At 30.8% G+C, this 21,139-nt stretch carries 21 protein-coding genes, 1 tRNA gene and 1 riboswitch; of the genes, 16 read left to right on the top strand and 6 right to left on the bottom strand.

All coding sequences use genetic code 11. The features are described 5' to 3' along the window. Positions 1–37 precede the first annotated feature (37 nt). Positions 38–355 carry a DUF1904 family protein gene (locus RWS90_RS04345; protein WP_048803358.1) on the bottom strand — a complete coding sequence of 106 codons (318 nt, stop codon included), beginning with the start codon at positions 353–355 and terminating at the stop codon, positions 38–40. Positions 356–1,067: 712 nt separating this feature from the next. Here RWS90_RS04345 and RWS90_RS04340 point away from each other — a divergent pair. After that, positions 1,068–1,164: transfer RNA gene (locus tag RWS90_RS04340), tRNA-Sec, on the top strand. A gap of 61 nt (positions 1,165–1,225) precedes the next feature. On the opposite strand, the gene RWS90_RS04335 is transcribed toward RWS90_RS04340, so the two are convergent. The 4 genes from RWS90_RS04335 to tehB (RWS90_RS04320) all read right to left on the bottom strand — a co-directional run bounded on the left by RWS90_RS04335 (position 1,226) and on the right by tehB (RWS90_RS04320) (position 4,885). Next, positions 1,226–1,882 (bottom strand): energy-coupling factor transporter transmembrane component T, encoded by a 657-nt coding sequence (locus tag RWS90_RS04335; protein WP_314548965.1) that lies wholly within the window; start codon positions 1,880–1,882, stop codon positions 1,226–1,228. Beyond that, complete coding sequence (locus RWS90_RS04330; RefSeq protein WP_314548964.1) at positions 1,863–3,233, bottom strand: ABC transporter ATP-binding protein; 1,371 nt, start codon at positions 3,231–3,233, stop codon at positions 1,863–1,865. The genes RWS90_RS04335 and RWS90_RS04330 overlap by 20 nt, the downstream gene beginning before the upstream one ends. Further along, entirely contained in the window at positions 3,233–3,820 is a 588-nt protein-coding gene (locus tag RWS90_RS04325; protein WP_314548962.1) for an ECF transporter S component, read from the bottom strand. The genes RWS90_RS04330 and RWS90_RS04325 overlap by 1 nt, the downstream gene beginning before the upstream one ends. 47 nt (positions 3,821–3,867) lie before the next feature. Continuing rightward, positions 3,868–3,957, bottom strand: a riboswitch (TPP riboswitch). A 64-nt stretch (positions 3,958–4,021) separates the two neighbouring features. Further along, a complete protein-coding gene (gene tehB, locus RWS90_RS04320) occupies positions 4,022–4,885 on the bottom strand; it encodes an SAM-dependent methyltransferase TehB (RefSeq protein ID WP_314548960.1) in 864 nt (287 codons plus the stop codon). A 159-nt stretch (positions 4,886–5,044) separates the two neighbouring features. Between tehB (RWS90_RS04320) and RWS90_RS04315 the strand changes: the two genes are divergently transcribed. From RWS90_RS04315 to RWS90_RS04305, 3 genes are all read left to right on the top strand, one after another. Next, positions 5,045–5,503, top strand: coding sequence for a low molecular weight protein-tyrosine-phosphatase (locus RWS90_RS04315; protein WP_314548958.1), 459 nt, complete (start codon positions 5,045–5,047; stop codon positions 5,501–5,503). Between the two features lie 70 nt (positions 5,504–5,573). Further along, positions 5,574–6,476, top strand: a complete 903-nt coding sequence (locus RWS90_RS04310; RefSeq protein WP_314548975.1) for a serine aminopeptidase domain-containing protein — start codon at positions 5,574–5,576, stop codon at positions 6,474–6,476. Positions 6,477–6,487: 11 nt separating this feature from the next. Further along, positions 6,488–6,991: a GNAT family N-acetyltransferase gene (locus RWS90_RS04305; RefSeq protein WP_314548957.1), complete on the top strand. Its 504-nt coding sequence runs from the start codon at positions 6,488–6,490 to the stop codon at positions 6,989–6,991. A 42-nt stretch (positions 6,992–7,033) separates the two neighbouring features. Here the strand turns inward: RWS90_RS04305 and tehB (RWS90_RS04300) are convergent, their stop codons facing one another. Beyond that, on the bottom strand, positions 7,034–7,867 hold the full coding sequence (tehB, locus tag RWS90_RS04300; protein WP_314548955.1) for an SAM-dependent methyltransferase TehB: 834 nt from the start codon (positions 7,865–7,867) through the stop codon (positions 7,034–7,036). 646 nt (positions 7,868–8,513) lie between these two features. On the opposite strand from tehB (RWS90_RS04300), the gene RWS90_RS04295 reads away from it, so the two are divergent. From RWS90_RS04295 to RWS90_RS04240, 12 genes are all read left to right on the top strand, one after another. Next, positions 8,514–9,788: a CAP domain-containing protein gene (locus tag RWS90_RS04295; protein ID WP_314548953.1), complete on the top strand. Its 1,275-nt coding sequence runs from the start codon at positions 8,514–8,516 to the stop codon at positions 9,786–9,788. Between the two features lie 294 nt (positions 9,789–10,082). Then, the gene (gene selD, locus RWS90_RS04290; RefSeq protein WP_399541519.1) at positions 10,083–11,057 is read left to right on the top strand and encodes a selenide, water dikinase SelD; all 975 of its coding nucleotides are present in this window, start codon (positions 10,083–10,085) and stop codon (positions 11,055–11,057) included. 26 nt (positions 11,058–11,083) lie between these two features. Beyond that, positions 11,084–11,884 carry a sulfurtransferase-like selenium metabolism protein YedF gene (gene yedF / locus RWS90_RS04285; RefSeq protein WP_314548950.1) on the top strand — a complete coding sequence of 267 codons (801 nt, stop codon included), beginning with the start codon at positions 11,084–11,086 and terminating at the stop codon, positions 11,882–11,884. 8 nt (positions 11,885–11,892) lie between these two features. Then, on the top strand, positions 11,893–12,168 hold the full coding sequence (locus tag RWS90_RS04280) for a DUF3343 domain-containing protein (RefSeq protein WP_314548947.1): 276 nt from the start codon (positions 11,893–11,895) through the stop codon (positions 12,166–12,168). A 100-nt stretch (positions 12,169–12,268) separates the two neighbouring features. Beyond that, on the top strand, positions 12,269–14,152 hold the full coding sequence (gene selB, locus RWS90_RS04275; protein ID WP_314548945.1) for a selenocysteine-specific translation elongation factor: 1,884 nt from the start codon (positions 12,269–12,271) through the stop codon (positions 14,150–14,152). A 2-nt stretch (positions 14,153–14,154) separates the two neighbouring features. Next, the gene (locus RWS90_RS04270; protein WP_314548943.1) at positions 14,155–15,357 is read left to right on the top strand and encodes an aminotransferase class V-fold PLP-dependent enzyme; all 1,203 of its coding nucleotides are present in this window, start codon (positions 14,155–14,157) and stop codon (positions 15,355–15,357) included. Between the two features lie 10 nt (positions 15,358–15,367). Next, complete coding sequence (gene selA, locus RWS90_RS04265; protein ID WP_314548940.1) at positions 15,368–16,750, top strand: L-seryl-tRNA(Sec) selenium transferase; 1,383 nt, start codon at positions 15,368–15,370, stop codon at positions 16,748–16,750. Positions 16,751–17,189: 439 nt separating this feature from the next. Continuing rightward, positions 17,190–17,627 carry a GNAT family N-acetyltransferase gene (locus RWS90_RS04260; protein WP_314548937.1) on the top strand — a complete coding sequence of 146 codons (438 nt, stop codon included), beginning with the start codon at positions 17,190–17,192 and terminating at the stop codon, positions 17,625–17,627. A 322-nt stretch (positions 17,628–17,949) separates the two neighbouring features. Beyond that, the gene (locus RWS90_RS04255) at positions 17,950–18,789 is read left to right on the top strand and encodes a Dam family site-specific DNA-(adenine-N6)-methyltransferase (protein WP_314548936.1); all 840 of its coding nucleotides are present in this window, start codon (positions 17,950–17,952) and stop codon (positions 18,787–18,789) included. A 13-nt stretch (positions 18,790–18,802) separates the two neighbouring features. Further along, positions 18,803–19,561: a site-specific DNA-methyltransferase gene (locus RWS90_RS04250; protein ID WP_314548934.1), complete on the top strand. Its 759-nt coding sequence runs from the start codon at positions 18,803–18,805 to the stop codon at positions 19,559–19,561. After that, complete coding sequence (locus tag RWS90_RS04245) at positions 19,558–20,181, top strand: hypothetical protein (RefSeq protein WP_314548933.1); 624 nt, start codon at positions 19,558–19,560, stop codon at positions 20,179–20,181. The genes RWS90_RS04250 and RWS90_RS04245 overlap by 4 nt, the downstream gene beginning before the upstream one ends. Further along, positions 20,171–21,079 carry a type II restriction endonuclease gene (locus tag RWS90_RS04240; protein ID WP_314548931.1) on the top strand — a complete coding sequence of 303 codons (909 nt, stop codon included), beginning with the start codon at positions 20,171–20,173 and terminating at the stop codon, positions 21,077–21,079. Before RWS90_RS04245 ends, RWS90_RS04240 begins: the two co-directional genes overlap by 11 nt. Positions 21,080–21,139: the final 60 nt, after the last annotated feature.

Raw genomic sequence — 21,139 nt, 5'->3', positions numbered from 1 at the left:
CTAAATCTAGATTTTTAAATCACTCCTTTTTTAATAATTATTTTTTGAATACAAATTCGTATGCTAAGTCAATATCTTTAAATGAAATCATTACTGTTTCGTAACCAAGTGGTTTGAAAAGTTCGTTAACAGCATTAGCAACTTTTTCGCAAACTTCAACTGGACGGTGAACCCAACCAATTTCAAGATTTGCTCTGCTGATTTCTTCTCCATCAAGAATAGCAACACTTTCAATTAAATCTAATGTGAAAGCTTCGCGTGGTCTTTCGATTATTTCTGCAATAGTGTCGAAAAGCTCAGCACTAACTTTTTTTAAATCTTCTTTTTTAAATCCTCTAGCAACTATACGTGGCATAATAGACCTCCATTTTTTTGAATTCGTTTTCTTATATTATATCATAATATAGTGTATTTTTGTAAAAATATGAAGAAATAATTTTTATTGAATGTGAGAGAACACAGATAAATTTTGGGAAATAGAGATGAAACCTTGTATGGAACTTAACTTTAAGCCGAGTTTAAAAATAAAGTTGAATTAAAAAATTCTTTCTTACCATAAATTCTAATTTTTTTAAAGGCGGAATTTACTCTGGAACTTCTCGACTTAAGTTTCAGGGGCTGACCCAAAAGGCCTAAATTGTTTAAAAAGTTTATATGAGAATTCATAGATGTAGAGGTTTATCGATATCTAAATTCGCTTTATAAAAGCTTTTTAGATATTTAATAAACTTTGCGGGGGTGACTCAATGAAATCTTGTTTAATATGTACCCCTTTTACTGGACAAGCCAGTGAAAGGGGTATTTTTATGCATTATAGTTATGACTTTAAAGTAAAATGTGTTGAGATGTATGAAAGAGGAGAATATCCACTTGTTTAAACTAAATATATATGTGTCCAGAATTTTGGGTATATATCAGAAATCACGATTTTTAAGCCACTCCCTTAAATTCTTGTTTTTTATTTGAACTAGAACTTACTTTGGGAATTAATAAAATAAATATAATTTTTATACGTTAATGTATTATCTTGCTTTCTTATCTTATTTGTTGTATAATGATATGTGTATGGGAGTGGATGAGTTCTGGTGTGCTCTCTAGTCTTCAAAACTAGTATGAGGGGTTAAGAGCCTCTTGGGTGGGTTCGATTCCCACACATTCCCGCCAGTTTTTTTATTTTTTAGACATATAAAAGCCATCATGGAGTGATTTTTATGATGGCTTCTTTCTATTTATTTAGTATTAATAATAGAGATAAAAGTATAGAGAAAAGTAATATAATAAATATACTTTTGTTTTTATCGATTATATATTTATTATAGTGAGTTCGTTTTTTAAAGTCTTCATAGGCATGTACTGTCATCGCTTCAGATATTTGAGGTTGCCAAGTTAAAGCTATAAATATAGCTTTTGCATAGTAGTAAGGTGACCAAAAAGGTAAGAAAATTCCTCTGAGACGACTTGACTTTGTAATCATTTGTGTTTCGTATTGTATTCTAGGTAATGCTTGAATAACTACTAGAAGACCATAGACTATATTAGATGAAAGTCCATGTTGTTCAAGATATTTTAATAGTTCCACTAGAGAGATATATGTTGCTAAAATTAAACCTAATCCTGCAAAACTATATGTTCTAGTAAAAATTAAAAGAGCGTATTTATAATTAGAAGTTTGAACAATAATAGCCCAGGCAGAACCTATTGCAGGTAGAAGAGGTAGGAATAGAAAAATTAGTAACTTATTCCAATATTTTGACGAAACTAATAAAACTATTGTTGTGCATATTATAGTAATATTTAGAGCTAGTAATTTACTAAATGAAATCCAAATAGTTAATAACATTATTATTAGAGTAAGAGTAGGACTAATTATTTTCTTTTCCATAATTATCCTCCGTTATACAATGCAAAGTATTATTTGAGATTTCAATATGGTAATCACTTCTGTTATTTAGCGGTTCTAATCTATGGCTAACAATAATAAATGATTGACCTACAAGCTTCTTATTCTCTTCTATCCAATCCATGATGAATGAACAAGCTCCCTCATCTAGATGAGTAAAAGGTTCATCTAACAGCAACAGATCAGTTTTTTGACTTAATAAACACATAAGTTGAATAAGTTTTCTTTGGCCACCGCTATAATAATATAAACTTTTATCGAGTTCTTTTTCTAAATCAAATTCTTTTAAAAGTCTTTCTTGCCACACGTGAGCATGTTCCCAAATATCTTTTTGCATAGATATTTCTTCTCGTGGCATTAAGCTAATAAATTGCTGAAAGGCATCTTGTAAGCAAGTGCTTAGTTTTCTATATAACTTTCTTGATTTTTTCACTTTGGTATCTTTAAAATAAATATTTCCCTTATATTTTTTTAATTGGGAGATAGCATGTAGTAGTGTTGTTTTTCCTGTTCCGTTATCTCCTGTTAGGGTAGTAATTCCCTTGTGTATTGTAAAATCTGTTGTGTTTAATAATTTTTTGTTCCCTTGAGTAATAATGACTTCTTTAAGTTTAAGTAATTCTTCTGTTTGTAAGTTTTTAGCTAGATTTATAGTTGTAGTTTTTATGCTTGGGTTTTCTATTAATTTCAAACCCCCATTAGAAAGATAATAGAAAGTATCTGCATAGTTTAAATACAGTTGATATTCATGATCGCAAACTATTATAGTCACACCTTGATTGTTTAAGTCTTTAAGTAAAGTTAATAGAGAGCTACGAGTTTTCTTATCAACATTTGCAAAAGGTTCATCTAATATTAGTATTTCACTCCCCATCGCTAAAGCTACAGCAAATGCAGCACGTTGACGTTCTCCTCCAGATAATGTATGAATATGTTTATTTGCAAGTTCTTTTGTTTTAGTGATTGATAAAGCATACTCTAGTTTTTCATTAATAACTTGTGCTTCTAGACAGAGATTTTCTAAAGCAAAGATTATCTCTTCTTCTAAAATAGGCATAACAAATTGATTAATTGCATGTTGCATCACATACCCTATGTTTCTAACATGTTCTTGCATAGGTATATCAATTATATTTTTTTCTTTGTAAGCTATGAGTCCGTCATATTTTTCCTTATTTAATTTACAAATTGTTCGAAGTAGGGTAGACTTGCCACTACCAATATTTCCTGTTAAAACTAGCCAACTGTGCTCTTTTATATTTAGATTGACATTATCAAATAAGACCTTATCTTTAATTTTTAGAGAAAAATCAACGATTTCTATAATGTTCATTACTCATTACCGCTTTTTTGAACTTTATTAACGATATTTAGAATAAGTTTTACACAGATAACACCAAAAATTATTACTGAGATAAAACGAACAACTAATAATGCTAAAATCAGTCCTATAGAATAAGCTTCATAGCCAAGTTTAAAATATTCAAAGACAAAGCTAAAAAGTGTAATACCTATTGCAGATAGGAATAGAGATTTATAATCGTAACGTTTATATTTAGTAACTAAAAAACCAAACTCTGAACCCAATCCTTGTACTATACCTGAGATAATAACTCCAGCTCCAAAAAATGAACCATATAGCATTTCAGCTAATGCCCCTAGAACTTCACCTAAAGTTGCGCTCCCTGGTTTTTTAACCAATACAGCAGCGACAGGTGCAGCCATAACCCAAAGCCCGAATAGAATCTCATTTGCGAAAGGTTGATAACCTAGCGGAGGAAGCGCAGCCTCTAATGCAACATAAATCCACCCTGCAGCAAGGAATATCCCCCAAAAAATAAGAAACCTATTAACGCTAAAATAATAATGTCCTTTGTAGACCATTTTTTCATAAGAAAAACCTCCTGTTATTTTATTCATTAAAACAACAAGAGGTACTTTTAAATTTCATATACTTAAAAATAAACATAGTTAAATAAACATTTTCCTACGGTTGTACTAACAACGTCAGGTTCCATGGGTATAATCTCAGCTTAAATGCACCCCAAATGTTTTAATGATTAACTAAAATTATAACATCCGTTGATAACGGTGTTAAAAAACTAGCTTGCACAAAGGAAATTATTTAATTTTCTTGGCTAACATTGTAGCAAAACGCAATCTAAATCTATTTCCATTAGCATCTGTTTTGTGAAGTTGTCCAAAATCTTCATTATATTTAATAAATTCCCAGTCTTTGTAATATTCTTTAAGCTCATTTTCTTTAAAAGTAAATGGGAAAGGAAGAGGACAAGGAGCATCTTCTGTAGACATAGCAGCAACAATTAAATTATAGCCACCGATGTTAGTTTGTTCTTGCATATTTTTTATTACACTAGGAATAGATTGTTCTTCGATAAACATTAAAACTACTGTTGAAAGAATAAAGTCATAGGTATTTCTAAGAGCTGCTGTATTTATATCGTAACTACCGATTTTAATATCTAGATTTTCAATTCTAGACGTTTCCATTAAAAATTCTAAAGCAGGAATATTATTATCTACCGCAGTGACTTCGAAACCAAGTTTAGAAAGGAATAGAGAGTTACGTCCCTGACCAGATCCAAGGTCTAAAGTTTTACAAGGCTTAATCGTTTTTATGGCTTCTACCACTTCAGAATGAGTAGGATTAATATTGTATTTATTAGCGAAATAATTTTTTGGCTTACAATAAAACTCTAAGAAACATTCTAAATCATCAGATAAAGGTGTAACACGGTGCCATGCTTGTGGTTCCACGAACGGAATACTACTCTCAGGTGTAAATATATGCTCCTTCACAATCTTATTATCTTCAGTTAATTCTGTAAACTGTAGCTTTCCTTTAAGAATAGTTAATTTTGCCCAAACATCTTTTCTAGTATTGTGTTTATGTCTAAATGGTTCAGGTAGAGTTTGGGCAGTCCAATTTGGTAATCTTTTGTAACATACTAAGTTTTCTGTCATTTTAATCTCCTTACTAATGGATAATTTTAAGTTAATTATACCATGTAAAATATAAAAATAAAACAATAGTGGAGTTTAGAGCTCGTGTCTTTATTATGTTGATTTTAACTCTTTATGTTATAATAAAATAGAAAATAAATATTAATGAGGTAATGAAAAATGGTAAAAGTATTATTTGTATGTTTAGGGAATATTTGTCGTTCACCTATGGCAGAAGCAATATTTAGAGATATGGTAGAAAAAGAAGGATTAAGCGAAAAAATTCAAATTGATTCAGCAGCAACTAGTAGTTGGGAACACGGTAATCCCGTTCACAGTGGAACTAGAAAAGAACTTGCTAAAGTTGGAATTGGAGTAGAGGGAATGTATTCTCGTATCCTTAATGATAGTGACTTACAAGCAGACTATATCATAGGAATGGATGATAGTAATATAGAAAACATTAAAAAATTTATCGCAGGAAGAAAAACTGGTGAGGTTAAAAAATTATTAGAATACGCAGGAGAAGATAGAATTATTGACGATCCGTGGTATACAGGAGATTTCAAAACAACATTTAGTGATGTAAGTAAAGGATGTACAGCTTTATTAGATAAAATCAAGAAAGATAATCTTTAATAGGGTAAAATAAGATATGTACTAATATTAAATTAGATATAAGAAAGAAGGATAAATGAATTTTTAAAAAATAGTAATAGGAATAGCAGCATTAATTGCTATTGCAGTAGTAACTTTAGGAGTAAAATCACATTTTTCTCCTAAAAATAATCAACAAGATAGAGGAAATAGTCTTGTTGAAAACTCGTCAGTAAATACTTCAAATATTGATACGAGTAATATAGTTAAAGAAGAACTATATGCCGAAGGCCAAGGAAAGAAAATATACGGATACATAACAGCACCAAAAAATTATAAGGAACAAAAGCTACCAACAATAATTGCTTCTCACGGTTTCGGAGGAAATGCAGAGCGTGGAGATTATTATGCTCAGAGTTTAGCCAAAGTAGGATATGTGGTTTACTCATTTGATTTCATGGGTGGAAATAAAAATAGCAGAAGCGGGAATGATACTCTAAAAATGTCAGTATTTACAGAAGTTGATGATCTCGACGTAGTAGTAAACACATTAAAAAATCAAAACTTTGTAGATAAAAATAACATTTTCTTATTAGGTCAAAGTCAAGATGGAGTTGTGTCGACTATTGAAGGTGCTAAACTTAAAAATGAAATCAAAGGATTAATATTGGTATTCCCAGTGTTTGTATTATTTGATGATGCGCGAGAATTATTCAAGTCAGTATTAGATATCCCAGAAGTTTATAATCATAGAGGAAATGAAGTAGGAAAAGCTTATTTTGAAAAATCAATAGACTATGATATTTATAATGATATGAAGAATTATAATGGAAAAGTTCTTATTATCCACGGAACTAGCGACAATATTGCACCGATAAGTTATTCACGACGTGCTATAGAAACTTTTAAAGATGCTAAATTAAAAGAAATTCTAGGAGCAGGACATGAATTTATCGGAGCGCAACAAGAAGAAGTAGCGAAAACTATTATTGACTTTGTAAAAGAAAGTATTTAAGGAGATAGATAATGTTAAATGTTAGAACGGTCGAATTACAAGATGCCGAAAATTTAGTAAATATTTATAGACCATATGTTGAATATACGGCTATTACTTTTGATTACACTGTACCAAGTGTACACGAATTCGAAGAAAAAATCTCAAAATCCATCCAAAGTTATCCATTTTTAGTAGCGGTAGAAGGAGACGATTTATTAGGATACGCATATGCTAGTGAGTTTTATCCAAAAGCTGCATATAAGTGGACTGCTGAAATTACGATTTATCTAGATGAAAAAGCTCGTGGGAAAGGTATAGGAGAGAAGTTATATAATGAACTTGAAAAACAACTTTATGATAGAGGAATATGCAGACTAACATCATGTATAGCATATCCGGATGAAGGTAGTGTATCATTCCATGAGAAGAGAGGATTTAGAAAGGTAGCTCACTTCGAAAAAGTAGGTTATAAATTTAACCGTTGGTATGATGTAGTTTGGTATCAAAAAGATATTAGAGAAAATATTGAATAATAAAATTCCCCGCAAAGTATTTCTTTGCGGGGACATTTTCAGTTATATTTTTTGAGCTAATATAACGGCATATGGATAAGGGGAAGTAGTAATATTTTCTTCATATTTAATAATTTTCCAATCCTCATAGTATTCTCTAAGTTCTCCTTCGATAAAGGTAAAGGGAAATGGAGTAAGAGGGAAACCATGTTTTGTAGCGTTCAATGCACTTACAATAAGATTATAGCCGCCTTTATTAGTTTGCTTTTTCATATTGCTGATGATACTATAAATTCTTGTTGGATTTAAATACATAAACACATCGGTAGAGAATATAAAGTCATAGGTGTCTTTAATATTAGCTTCGACAATATCATGTTTAAATACGTTTAGATTTAGTTTCTCTTGGATGGATATATCAGCGAGATCTTGTAAAAATTTTGCATTAATATCAACCGCTGTTATATTGAAATCGAGAGAAGCAAGGTATAAAGAATTTTTTCCTTGACCAGCTCCTAAGTCTAATGCTTTACATGGACTTACGTAATCCGTAGCCTCGACAATTTCTTTATGAGCAGGACTTAAATCGTACTTGTTAAAAAAGTAGTCTTGAGGTGTACAGTAAAATTCTAAATGGAACTGTAAGTCTGTAGAATTAGGATGGATTCTAAAAATACTCTGAGGTTCAATAAGTTCAATATCACTTTTCTTGTTAAAACTAAACTGTTTAATTGGATCGTTATCTTCGTCAAGGAAACTGAATTTCATTTTTCCTTTAACAATTATTAGTTTCGTCCAGACACCTTGCTTAGTATAGAAACCTTCTCTATAAGTTTTTGGTAATGATAGAGCAGTAAGGTTTGAAGTTCGTTTGAAACAAAGTAAGTTATTTTCCATATGCTGCTCCTTTCTTGATAATTTACTAATATTATATCATGTGAAAAGTTTAATTTGAAATGATAACAGAAAGAATTTTAAATAAAATAAGTATATACATAATTGATAGTTTAATCGGGAGATAATTACGCATAATTTTAAGGGAATAATGGGTTATAGAAGGAAAATGAAAAAGAAGAATGGAAGCTGTTGTAAAGTCAGGTTCTATTCTTCTTTTTATAAAGAAAAAACCGAGCACATTTGTCTCGGTCTCTTATAGAAAAGGAAAGTTTATGAAGTTTATAACTATTTACTAGTTATGTTATAATTATAATTGTTGAACTTTAAATATACTTTAAATTTAGTTTTGAAGTTTTAAAATATTATTTATAAAGAAATGTTAATTTAATAATATTTATAAATGATTATTAATGTAAATAATTTTAACCCCCAACTTTAAGTAAGTAAGAAAAATAAGATAATTAAAATCATAAATGCCAGAAAAGTTAATAAAAAATGCGAATAATAAAATTTATAATATTTCTAAATTATTACAAGATGAAGTTTGTATTACAAAATTTAAAATCTATTGATTGTGAATATAGGAATAGATTATAATATAGGGGAAGCAATTATTAAAAGAATAATAATGAGGAGACGAGATATAATGAAAAAGAAGAGCTTAAAATTAACTAGTAAAGTACTAACGGGATTAGTTTTATTTTCAGGAATAACAGCAGTTCCTACTAAGGCAGTTGATGTTAAACCGGCTGCGGTAGATGTCAATGTTGCAAATGTGAAAGCAAGTGTGTTTGAAAAAGATGGTAAATTTTATGCTAAGCTAGTAGCGGATAAAGAAGTTGCTAACGTTGTAGCGCGTATCACAACTGAAAATAAAGCTGAATTCTTAATTAAAAGAGATATTCTTAAAGCAGGAGAAGAAGTTGTAGTTGAATTAGACATGACTGCACAAACTCCAACAAGAAAATTACCACACACAGGGGTTAAAAAAGAATCATTCACTACAGTAAGCGAAGTAGGTGGACATACATTTAAAATTAATGTTCGCTATGAAGTAGCAACAGATGAAGTTAAAGCTCAACAAAAAGCTAACAATGATCTTAAAAACAAAGTAAAAGAAGAAAAAACGCAAACACCAACAAACGTACCGAGCATAACAGATTTGACTAAAAAACCTGCACCTACAGTAGCTGATCCAGTGCCAGTTGCAACTCCAGCTGAACTTGAAAAACCAAAAACAGCAGATAATGTAAAACCATCTGATAAGCCAGCGGGATTATTAACTAATTTAACAACTGCTACTACAGAGCCGAAAACAATCATGACAAACGCTCCAAAAACAGTGACAACTCAACCAAAAGAAACAAAAGTAGAGCTTCCTAAGCAAACTACTCAAGCAACGGTTGCTTCATCTTTTGAAGAACAAATTAAACAATCTTTTATAGCACAATTAAATCAACTACGTGTTAAAAATAATCTTAAACCATTAGCTCAAAATACTGCATTAAATGCAGCTACAGCAGCTCGTGCTGCTTATGTAGCAAATAATGGCGGAGTACATGCAGCAGTTCATGGAGTTGGTGGAGCTTTAGAAAAAGCAGCAGCAGCTAGTGCAGGATTCCCTGGAGCTAATAGTATTCTTTATAATGTTGTTCAAGTAGGACAAAGTGGCACAGCTGATCAAATCGCTTATCAATTGTTACTTGAACTATTTTCAGAGCAACGTAATGTTACAACTGCACACCCATACGGTCACAGAAATACTCTTTTATCGTCTACATCATCATTAGTAGGTGTAGGTGTTAAGATTTCAAATGGTTTAGTAACACTAGTTCAACACCAAGACAATACAGGAGCGTACAACGGATCTACTCCAACTCCAGGCGTATTCTTAGATGGTAACTCTTATATTAAAAAATAATATATAGAAAGTTTTAAAAACAGCTAATTAAGTAGTCTTAGTTAGCTGTTTTTTGCTCTTTGTCAAGTTCGGGGCATGGGGGAAAATCACTCTAGAAATCTAGGTAGCATTTTGTTGCTTAGATTTTTTATTGAAATTTTATAATATTAGTTATCTATTTTATATTAAAAAAACAAATAATACTTTTAAAATGTGTTGTGAAGTAGTATAATTATAGATAAGTAATAGTATAAGGAGGTAAATATGTCGGAAAAGAAAATGAATATGATAGTTTGTGGAGGTTGAAACTCGAAAATAGGGCCGGGAGCCTTATCAGATATACTAAAAGACCTTCCTAAAAAAGAGGATAAAAATTTAATAGTTGGATATGAATCTTCAGACGATGCAGCAGTTTATAAAATTTCCGAAGATAAGGCGATTATTCAAACATTAGATTTCTTTACAACTATGATAAATGATCCGTATTTATATGGACAAATCGCAGCGACTAATGCACTTAGCGATGTATATGCGATGGGAGGAGAAGTTATTTCGGCGTTGAATATAGTAGCTTTTCCTGAAAATATGGATTTAGAAATTTTACATCAAATACTAAAAGGTGGAGCGGAAAAAGTTCACGAAGCAGGAGGAGTTCTTGCAGGAGGGCACTCTATTCATGACGCAACACCAAAATACGGATTATCAGTAACAGGAATCGTTCATCCGGATAAAATATTACAAAATAACAATTGTAAAGTAGGGGATTTATTAATTGTAACAAAACCTTTAGGAGTGAGTATTATTAATACAGCTCACATGGTAAAAGAATGTTCAGAAGAAGCATTTGCGCAAAGTGTTAAACAAATGACTACACTTAATAAATATTCAGCTCAAATGATGAAAGATTTTAATGTTAATAGTTGTACAGATATTACAGGATTCGGTTTTTTAGGACACCTTGTAGAAATGTTGGATGGAAAATATTCAGCAGAAGTATATTCGAAAGATATTCCATATATCGAAGAAGCGTATAAATGTGCAAATGAGTTTGTAATTACTGCAGGAGGTCAACTTAATAGAACATTCGTTGAACCAAATGTAGAATACCAAATTAAAGATTTTGCGTTAGAAGAAATAATGTATGATCCACAAACATCAGGAGGCCTTTTAATAAGTTTACCAGAAAGTGAAGCGTACGAATTGTTAGAAAAGCTAAACACTCTTGAAATTAAGAGTGCTATAGTTGGAAAAGTTATAGAAAAACAAGAAAAAGCAGTTATTGTTAAATAATAAAAAGATAATAGGAGAACATAAGTATGAAAAAAGAAATTTTAGATGCACAAGGTTTGGCCTGTCCACTGCCAGTTATTCAAACAAAAAAATTATTGGTGGAAAATGACGTAGTAGAAACAATAGTAGACAATGTTATAGCTACTCAAAACTTAGAAAAAATGGCTACACAATTAGGATTCAATTTCTCAGTGAAAGAAGAAGCAAAAGATAAATATATCGTTACTATTTCTAAGGGAGAAGCGAGCGATGGTGTAGTTGTGGATACATTATGCGATAAATGCGTAGTTCCTGTAACTCAAGCAACACGTGCACTAGAAGAAGATACAAAAGTAACTTTATTAGTAAAAACTGAAGACAGTGTAGAAAGTCTTAGAAAGTTTGCTGATAAAAATAGTTATGAGTTCAAAGTTTCTGATATTGAAGGTGGCTTCAAAGTTGAAATTACAAGAGAAGCAGTTCCACAATTAGAGGCTTTACCAGTTGTTAAAGATGATAGTTATATAGTAGTAATTAACAAAGATCAAATGGGACATGGTAGTGAAGAACTAGGGAAAAGATTAATAAAAGCATATCTTTATGCCTTAGGTGAACAAGAGGTGTTACCTAAAAAAATTATTTTCTACAATAATGGTGGGATTTTAGTAGATAAAACTCGAAGCCACGTACTAGAAGAGCTAAAAACACTAGAAGATAATGGAGTAGAGATAGTTTGCTGTGGAGCATGTATCGATTACCACAATATTGATTTAGCAGTTGGAAATCCAACAAACATGTACTTCATTGTTGAAGATATGAGAAAAGCTAATAAAGTAATTCAACCGTAGGAGGAAGCATGGTAGAAGAAGGATTAGTAGTTTTTAATAGTACACACGACTCAATAAAAGCTGATAACATTTGTCTAGAAAGAGAAATGGGAGCGTCACTTATTCCAACACATCCATCTATAGGGGTTGGTTGTGGGTTTATGTTAAAAACAGCTTGGGATAATTTTGATAATGTTGTAAGAATGTTAGAGAATGAGAAAATCGAATATCGTGGTTTGTATTATTCTAGAAAAGCTGGAATCAAAAGAATTATAACAGAATTAAAAGACTATAAATTAAAATAAAATTTTGAGTAGAGGTTATTATGGAGAACGATGAAAATCTATTTAGAAAAATTCTCTCGCGTAATCTCTATTCTTAATATAATATGTAAAGGTGAATTGAATGAACAACAATGTAATTATTGGTACTGCCGGGCATATAGATCACGGAAAGACAACTTTGATAAAAGCTCTAAGTGGGATTGAAACTGATACTACTCAAGAAGAAAAAGACAGAGGAATGTCGATAAATCTTGGATTTGCTTATTTTGACTTACCAAGTGGAAAAAGATGTGGTGTAGTTGATGTTCCAGGGCATGAAAAATTTATTAAAAATATGTTAGCTGGAGTTAGTGGAATAAACTTAGTATTATTACTAGTTGACTCAAGAGAAGGTATAATGCCTCAGACGAAAGAGCATATTGATATATTAACGTTACTAGGAATTGAGAATTACATTATCGTAATGACGAAGATAGACTTAATTGAAGAAGAGTATCGTGAACTAGTAAAAGAAGATATACGAGAATTTATCGCTGGAACAGTTCTTGAGAACTCTCCTATTATAGAAGTAGACTCAATTAGTAAAAAAGGTTTAGACAATCTGTTAGAAACAATTGATAAGAAAACAGAAGATATCGAAGCAAAAAATGTAGAGAAAAATGCTAGACTGAATATCGACCGTTCATTCCAGGTAAAAGGATTTGGAACAGTTGTTACAGGAACGCTTACAGAAGGTGTAGTAAATGTAGGAGATGAGCTAGTTATTTATCCAAAAGGAATTAAAACAAAAGTTAGAAATATTCAAGTTCATGCAAAAGATGTAGATAAGGCCTACGCAGGACAAAGAACAGCGATAAACTTAGCGAATATAAAATTTGATGATGTAAAACGTGGAGATACTCTAGCAACAGCAGACTCTTTAACAAATACATATATGCTAGATAGTGAAATTAAATTAATAAACGATGAAAGAGCTAATCTTGAATTGTGGGATAGAGTGCGTGTATATATAGGTACTGAAGAAGTTATGGCTAGGGTAGTACCACTTGGAACAGATTTATTAAAAGCTGGAGAGAGTAGTTTTGCACAACTTAGATTAGAAGATGAAATAGCGGTTAAAAATTATGACAAGTTCATCATTCGTACTTATTCACCGATGATCACAATAGGTGGGGGAGTAATTTTAGATGCTAGTCCTAATAAACATAGAAGATTTAATGAAGAAATTCTTGAAAAACTAAAAGTGCAGCTTGAAGGGAACTCGACAGATTTAATAGCTAACTACCTACTATCTCACAATAACTATTTAGTTTCTAAAGATAGTATTGTAAAAGATTTACAACTTCCAGAAGAAGAGATAGTGGAATCAATAGCACAACTAGTAGAAACAGCAACAGTTTATGAGACTAAGTTAGGTTATATTCATAAGAAAAAATATGAAGAAGTATTAGAAAAACTGAAAAAATTATTAGTAGAATATCACAATAGATTTAAATTAAAAGTTGGTATTCCTAAGATTGAAGTACTTTCTAAGTTTAAACTTTCTCAAAAAGAAACATTAGAGTTACTCGATTTATTTATAGAAAATAACGAAATTCGATTAGAAGGTAATTTAGTAGCTGAAAAAGATTTCGTAGTTAATTACGATAAGAAACAATTAGTTGAAAAAGAAAGAATAGAGAAGGCTTTATTAGAAGGAGGATTCACACCACCGACTATTAAAGATTTAACAAACGGAGAAAAACCAAAAGTTGAAATACTAGAATCCCTAATCGACAATACAATAGTCAGACTAGATGCTGATTTAGTATTACATGCAAATATATTAAAAGAAGCTATTCAAAAAGTAGAAGAACACTTTAAAACAAATGATCAAATGGGCTTAGCTGAATTTAGAGATATGTCTGGTTCTAGCAGAAAATATTCAATGGCTATTTTAGAATATTTAGATAAACTAGGTATTACTCGACGTGTAGAAAATTATCGAGTATTAGCGAAAAAATAATTATGAAGGGAGTTAAGTCATCGTACAGATTTGACTTAGATAAGGTAAGGGATATGAGTTATTATTTTGACTATGGTGCAACATCACTAAAAAAACCTAAAGAAGTAGCGGACAAAGTCTATGAAGTACTATCATCGGCGAAATATGCAAATGCATCAAGAGGTAGTTATTATGAAGCGAATAACGCTTTTCGTGAAGTGTTTGAAGCAAGAAATGATATAGCAAAATTTTTTGGTATGAAAGATGAAGATAGAGTAGTATTTACAAGTAATTCTACAGAGAGTCTAAATATTGCAATATTAGGATTATTGGAAAAAGAAGATCACGTAATTACGACTTCAATGGAACATAATTCAGTATTAAGACCAGTTTATTTAGCTCATGAAACAATTGGATGTGACTATACGGTTGTTCGAGCCGGGAAAACAGGTTTAATCGACTATGAGGAGTTAGAAAAAGCCATCAAACCAAATACAAAAATGATTGCTATCACACATGGTTCAAATGTTACAGGGAATATAGTAGATTTGGAAAAAGTGGCTACTATCTGTAAAAAACACAATATTATTTCAGTTGTGGATGCTTCGCAAACAGCAGGAGTAGTACCTATTAATATAGATGAATTGGGCATAGACGTGTTATGTTTTACTGGTCATAAAAGTTTATATGGGCCACAAGGAATTGGGGGACTATGTGTAAGGCTTAAAGAACCTGAAATCAAGAGATTTAAAGTCGGTGGGAGTGGAGTTAGAACTTTCGATGAGAAACATCCAGGAGAATATCCACTGCGCTTAGAAGCGGGTACGCTTAACACTGCGGGAATTTTAGGTTTACATGAGGGGATAAAATATATAAATAAACAGGGGATAGAAAATCTTTATAAAAAACAGATGAATTTTGCGAACAAATTCTATAACGAATTAAAAGATTTAGACTGTTTAGAGTTTTATGGAGATTTTACAAAAGAACGTACAGCGGTAGTTTCGTTAAATTTCAAAGGTATTTCAGCTTCAGATGTTGCAGATGTTCTTGCTGAAGAATATGATATTGCAGTTAGACCTGGAGCACACTGTGCCCCACTGATGCACGAGGTACTGGGAACGAAACAACAAGGTATAGTAAGATTTTCTTTTTCTAGTATGAATACAGAAGAAGAAGTAGACTATGCGATTAATGCTATAAAAACATTAGCAAAAGAAATTTAGGAGAATTATTATGTCAAAACAATTGTTATCACAAATTCCCGCAATAAATAAGATTTTATTATTAGATGAAGTAAAAGAACTGATAAATGAATACGCAGAAGTTGCGGTGAAATCAGCGATAAAAGACTATATTGATAGAATTAAACAAGAAATACTAAATGAAGAGTTATTCGAAGTTCCAAGTTTAGAGAAAATAGTAGCAGAAGTTACACAAATAGTAAAAAAAGAAGATAGAAATTCTTTGCGCAGAGTTATTAATGCAACTGGAACAATATTACATACGAATTTGGGGCGTAGTTTACTAAGCCAGAAGATTAAAGAAAACATTGAGAGTGTAGCATTTAACTATTCTAATCTTGAGTTTGATATTGATAATAAAAAACGTGGTAGCCGTTATGTCCATCTTATTGATATCATCAAAAAATTAACCGGTGCAGAAGATGTACTTGTAGTTAATAATAACGCTGCGGCTGTACTGTTAACGTTAAACACACTTGTTAAAGATAAAGAAATAGTAGTTTCTCGAGGAGAATTGGTAGAAATAGGTGGAGCGTTTAGAATTCCTGAGATTATAAAACTAAGCGGCGGAACACCTATTGAAGTCGGGACTACAAATAAAACACACTTAAAAGACTATGAGAACGCGATTAATGATAATACAGGAGCGTTGTTAAAAGTTCATACTAGTAATTATAAGATTGTAGGATTTACTAAAGAAGTGTCTAATGAAGAGATATCTTACCTTGCTCGTGAGAATGAACTAGTATCTATAAACGACTTAGGAAGCGGGCAGTTCGTAGACTTTTCTAAATATGGATTACCATACGAGCCAACTGTAAAAGAAGTTCTTGATAGTGGTATTGATATAGTAACTTTCAGCGGTGATAAACTTTTGGGAGGACCACAAGCAGGTATTATCGTTGGTAAAAAAGAATATATAGAAAAAATGAAAAAGAATCAGCTTACTCGTACGTTACGTGTAGATAAGATGACTTTAGCAGCATTAGAAGCTACATTAAAACTATACTTAGATGAGAAAGAAGCGTTAGAACACATTCCAACGTTACATATGATTTCATTATCAAAAGAACGCTTATTTGGTAAAGCGGACGTTCTAAAAACAAGACTTAGTGACTTAGACTTCAAGATTAAAATAGCTGAAGATAAGGCAGAAGTCGGTGGAGGAAGCTATCCAGCAAGTTACTTAGAAAGTGTTGTGGTGAAATTAGAACATCCAAGGCTGAGTGCAACAGAACTAGAACGTCGTCTTTTAGAAGTAGAAATACCAATTATTACACGCATTAAAGACAACGAATTAATACTTGATATGAGAACACTTCGCACAAGAGAATTCGATTTAGTAAAACAAGCTTTAATAGAAGTTGCGAAGTAGATTAGAATTTAAGTTGCAGTAAGTTGCAGATTAAAGTAAAAATCCAGCTGTAAAAAAGTGAAAAGTTTGATGTATCAATGTTTTTAGCAGATAAAATAGAATAATTTAAGTTGCAGTAAGTTGCAGGTTAAAGTAAAAATGCAGCTGTGAAAAGTAAAAAGCCTGATATATCAATGTTTTTAGCTGATAAAATAGAATAATTTAAGTTGCAGTAAGTTGCACTTTGAAGTAAAAAAGTAGCTGTAAAAAAATCAAGATCTTGATATATCAATGTTTTTAGATGATGAATTAGAATGATTTAAGTTGCAGTAAGTTGCACGTTAAAGTAAAAATCTAGCTGTGAAAAAGTTAAAAGTTTGATATATCAATGTTTTTAGCAGATAAAATAGAATAATTTAAGTTGCACATTAAATATTTGATGAAATTAGAAGGTGAGTATATGTTTAGGGGAATAAATATAGAAGATGCACAAGAAGTAGCAGAAATTTGTAAAGTATCATTAGGCTATGATGTAGATGTTGAAAATGTAAAAAAACAAATAGAAAAATTAACTAATGACAAGAAACAACATATTATTATCGGTTATGAAGATGAAAATACAAGGAAGATTATCGGTTTTGTTCATGCCCAAATGTATGAAAGTTTTTATAGTGATCTAGGATTAAATATTCTAGGACTCGCCGTTAATCCTGATTTTCAAGGTAGGGGAATAGGTAGAAAACTTATGAATAAGTTAGAAGATTATGCCGTAGACAATAATATTAGCTTTATTAGGTTAAATTCTGCTTTGAAACGTGAAGAAGCACATAAATTTTATGAACATATCGGTTATACATGTGATAAAGTTCAAAAAAGATTTATAAAGGTATTTGAGTAAGGATGTTGAAACAGTAGTTTGATAGTTTAGCTTACTTTTAGAAAGTTTAAAAATAAGATTTATATAATTAAAGGCAAAATGTTTAATTATGTAAATCTTTTTCGTTTATTTTCGGTTTATGGAGAAAATATGTAGGTGTAAAATTCCGTGCGAGATTGTAAAAAATCACACGAGAATTTTGTTAGAGATGAAGCTTTATAAAAATTATGAAGGTTTTAATTACAAAATGTTCACTCTTTTGTAATATTAGGTTATAATAGTAAAATATTAGAACTTAAATTGTTGATTTATATAAAATAGGAAGATGTGATATAATTAAATTATGAATGATAAATTAGAAAAATTACAACCATTTACAAAATGGACAGGAGGGAAACGAAAGTTACTTCCTAAACTAAAAGAGTTATTACCGGTAGATTATAATAATTATTACGAACCCTTTATAGGAGGAGGGGCACTATTTTTTGAATTATCTCCTAGAAATGCGACTATTAATGATTTTAATGAGGAGTTAATTAATTGTTATATTCAAATAAAAAATAATCCTAAGGAATTAATTGAGATTCTAAGGGAGCATAAAGAAAGAAATAGTAAAGAGTATTATCTAGAGATAAGAGGATTAGATAGATTAGATACTTTTAGTATGTTATCAGATATTGAGCGCGCAGCTCGTATAATGTATATGTTAAGAGTTAATTTTAATGGATTATATAGAGTGAATTCTAAAAATCAATTTAATGTTCCTTATGGAAATTATTCTAATCCTAAGATTGTAGATGAAGAATTAATTAATAGTATTAGTGATTATTTAAATTCAAATGAAATAAACATTATGAACGGAGATTTTGAAGAAAGTTTAAATACAGTAAAAGAAGGAGATTTTGTTTATTTTGATCCACCTTATATTCCTTTAAATGAAACTAGTTCATTTACTTCGTATACTCATGAAGGGTTCTCTTATGAGGATCAAGTACGTTTGCGTGATACTGTAAAAAGACTAACAGAAAAAAGTGTGAAGGTTATGGTATCAAATTCTTCTAGTGAGTTAACGATAGAATTGTATAGAGAATTTAATATACATTATGTAGATGTAACTAGGACTAATGGAGGGAAATCAAGTAGTAGGGGAGTAGTAAAAGAAGTTATAATTACAAATTATTAAGGGAGGAAGAGTTATGGATATATTTTATAAAAAAGATAACTGTACACTTGCTTTAGGTGATACGTTTGAGGTTATCGAAAAAATAAAAAGTGAAAGTATCGATATGATTTTTGCTGATCCACCATATTTTTTAAGTAATGATGGATTTTCTAATTCTGGAGGTAAAGTAGTTTCTGTTAATAAAGGTGATTGGGATAAAATCTCATCTTTTGAAGAAAAGCACAACTTTAATAGAGAATGGATAAGAAAAGCTAAAAGAGTTTTAAAACCAAATGGAACAATTTGGATTTCAGGGACGTTACACAATATTTACTCGGTGGGTATGGCTCTAGAACAAGAAGGATTTAAAATTTTAAATAATATAACATGGCAAAAGACTAATCCAGCACCAAATTTATCCTGCAGATATTTTACGCATTCTACAGAGACTATAATATGGGCAAGGAAGGCTGATAAAAGCTCTAGACACTACTATAATTATGATTTGATGAGAAAAATAAATAATGGAAAGCAAATGAAAGATGTTTGGACAGGGCCTTTGACAAAAATTAGTGAAAAATGGGCTGGGAAGCACCCTACTCAAAAGCCGGAGTACTTATTGGAAAGAATTATTTTAGCTAGTACGGAAAAAGGGGATTACGTTTTAGATCCTTTTGTAGGGAGTGGTACTACAGGAGTTGTAGCTAAAAGATTAGGACGTAAATTTGTAGGAATAGATTTTAAAGAAGAATATCTAGATATTGCTAAAAGAAGATTGGAGGCAGTAAAATGATTAAAGATGGAATAGGTGGAGTAAATACGAAGACTGGTTTGGAATTTGAGCTGCAGACAGATTTAAAAGAAATTATTTCTAAATTAAAGAATTATGAAGTGAGAAATTGCGATTTTAATACTTCTAGAAAGAATGGAAAAGTTATTAAAGGGAAAAAGTTGCGCTCCGAAGAAAAAACTGCAAGATGGATAGTGTTATATAAACAAGAAGAAATAGCTAGAATTTTTAGGAAAGAAGGTTTATATAGATATTTTGATGAAATAGATGGTTACGATTATACAAAAATAATATCTAGTAAATTATTACCAGATGATGCAATTTTTGTGATAGAAAAAAATACAGTATTTATAATAGAGAAGAAAACCCAAAGTGGAAGTGGTAGTGTAGATGAAAAATTACAAACCTGTGATTTTAAATTAAAACAATATAGGAAGCTATTTTCTCCGTTAAATAAAGAAGTTAAATACTATTATTTATTAGAAAAAGACTGGTTTTCACAACAAAAATATAAGGATGTATTAGATTATATTATTTCAGTAGGTTGTGGATATTATTTCAACTACATACCATTAAGTGCGTTAGGATTGCCAGTAGAGGAGACATGTATAGATGAGGTTTAGTGAATATTTAGCTAGTCAAGTTGATGATAAATTAGATTATTTCTTTTCTACATTATCAGTTACTAATAGAACACCAGAGTATTATGTGAATTGGGATAAAGTAAGAAGAGAAACAAAAGTATTTGAATTAGAGTTGCATACTTTAAATTATTTAATAGGAAAAGGAGATATTTATAATGAGGCTTTAGAATTGTTTCAGAAACAACCACAGCTTTTGAAAGCTATTCCTAGTTTAATAGCCAGCAGAGAAAAAGTTTTAGATATATTATTCTTTGACGTAGATGATATTATGAACTTTTATCAACTAGATTTCAAAAATATTGATAATAGTCAATTAGAAAAGTATGTAGATTTCATGAAAGATGCAGGTCTTTTAGAATTTTTACAAAAAGATGCGAATCGTTCATTAGTTGATTATGTTTATGGTGTAGAAGCTGGTTTAGATAGTAATGCGAGAAAAAATCGTAGTGGTACGACAATGGAGAATATATTGGAGCGTAATGTAGAAAAAATTTGTATTGAACAAAATCTAGTTTATAAGGCTCAAGCAACAGCAAATTATATAAGAAGCTCTTGGGGAATTGAAGTACCCGTAGATAAATCGGAACGTCGTTTTGATATTGCAGTATTTTCAAAAGAAAAAAATAAAGTATGGCTTATTGAAACTAACTACTATGGTGGAGGTGGAAGTAAACTGAAATCCGTCTCGGGGGAATTTACGGAACTAAGTAAATTGATTCAAACAGCTAAAGATGATGTAAGCTTTTCATGGGTAACTGACGGACAAGGCTGGCATACAGCGCGTTATCCTCTATATGAAGCTTTTGGACATATAGATAATATTTTTAATTTAGAAATGTTAAAACAAGGATATTTATTTGACTTGTTTAAAAAATAATATACAGGAGGAACCATGTCAGATTTAGAAAAATTATTTTTTAAGATAGATAAACAGGTA

Source organism: uncultured Gemella sp. (genome assembly GCF_963529685.1).
In the GTDB taxonomy this organism is placed as follows: Bacteria; Bacillota; Bacilli; order Staphylococcales; family Gemellaceae; genus Gemella.
The sequence above is the reverse complement of the archived record's forward strand: the minus strand, read 5'-3'. Positions and strand labels throughout refer to the sequence as shown.

Coding starts and splice junctions, on each gene's coding strand:
- RWS90_RS04255 (WP_314548936.1), top strand. CDS start 17,950: ATGAATGATAAATTAGAAAAATTACAACCATTTACAAAATGGACAGGA.
- RWS90_RS04335 (WP_314548965.1), bottom strand. CDS start 1,882: ATGGAAAAGAAAATAATTAGTCCTACTCTTACTCTAATAATAATGTTA.
- RWS90_RS04330 (WP_314548964.1), bottom strand. CDS start 3,233: ATGAACATTATAGAAATCGTTGATTTTTCTCTAAAAATTAAAGATAAG.
- RWS90_RS04280 (WP_314548947.1), top strand. CDS start 11,893: ATGGTAGAAGAAGGATTAGTAGTTTTTAATAGTACACACGACTCAATA.
- RWS90_RS04245 (WP_314548933.1), top strand. CDS start 19,558: ATGATTAAAGATGGAATAGGTGGAGTAAATACGAAGACTGGTTTGGAA.
- tehB (WP_314548960.1), bottom strand. CDS start 4,885: ATGACAGAAAACTTAGTATGTTACAAAAGATTACCAAATTGGACTGCC.
- tehB (WP_314548955.1), bottom strand. CDS start 7,867: ATGGAAAATAACTTACTTTGTTTCAAACGAACTTCAAACCTTACTGCT.
- yedF (WP_314548950.1), top strand. CDS start 11,084: ATGAAAAAAGAAATTTTAGATGCACAAGGTTTGGCCTGTCCACTGCCA.
- RWS90_RS04345 (WP_048803358.1), bottom strand. CDS start 355: ATGCCACGTATAGTTGCTAGAGGATTTAAAAAAGAAGATTTAAAAAAA.
- RWS90_RS04305 (WP_314548957.1), top strand. CDS start 6,488: ATGTTAAATGTTAGAACGGTCGAATTACAAGATGCCGAAAATTTAGTA.
- selB (WP_314548945.1), top strand. CDS start 12,269: ATGAACAACAATGTAATTATTGGTACTGCCGGGCATATAGATCACGGA.
- RWS90_RS04295 (WP_314548953.1), top strand. CDS start 8,514: ATGAAAAAGAAGAGCTTAAAATTAACTAGTAAAGTACTAACGGGATTA.
- RWS90_RS04240 (WP_314548931.1), top strand. CDS start 20,171: ATGAGGTTTAGTGAATATTTAGCTAGTCAAGTTGATGATAAATTAGAT.
- RWS90_RS04315 (WP_314548958.1), top strand. CDS start 5,045: ATGGTAAAAGTATTATTTGTATGTTTAGGGAATATTTGTCGTTCACCT.
- RWS90_RS04250 (WP_314548934.1), top strand. CDS start 18,803: ATGGATATATTTTATAAAAAAGATAACTGTACACTTGCTTTAGGTGAT.
- RWS90_RS04260 (WP_314548937.1), top strand. CDS start 17,190: ATGTTTAGGGGAATAAATATAGAAGATGCACAAGAAGTAGCAGAAATT.
- RWS90_RS04325 (WP_314548962.1), bottom strand. CDS start 3,820: ATGAATAAAATAACAGGAGGTTTTTCTTATGAAAAAATGGTCTACAAA.
- RWS90_RS04270 (WP_314548943.1), top strand. CDS start 14,155: ATGAAGGGAGTTAAGTCATCGTACAGATTTGACTTAGATAAGGTAAGG.
- selA (WP_314548940.1), top strand. CDS start 15,368: ATGTCAAAACAATTGTTATCACAAATTCCCGCAATAAATAAGATTTTA.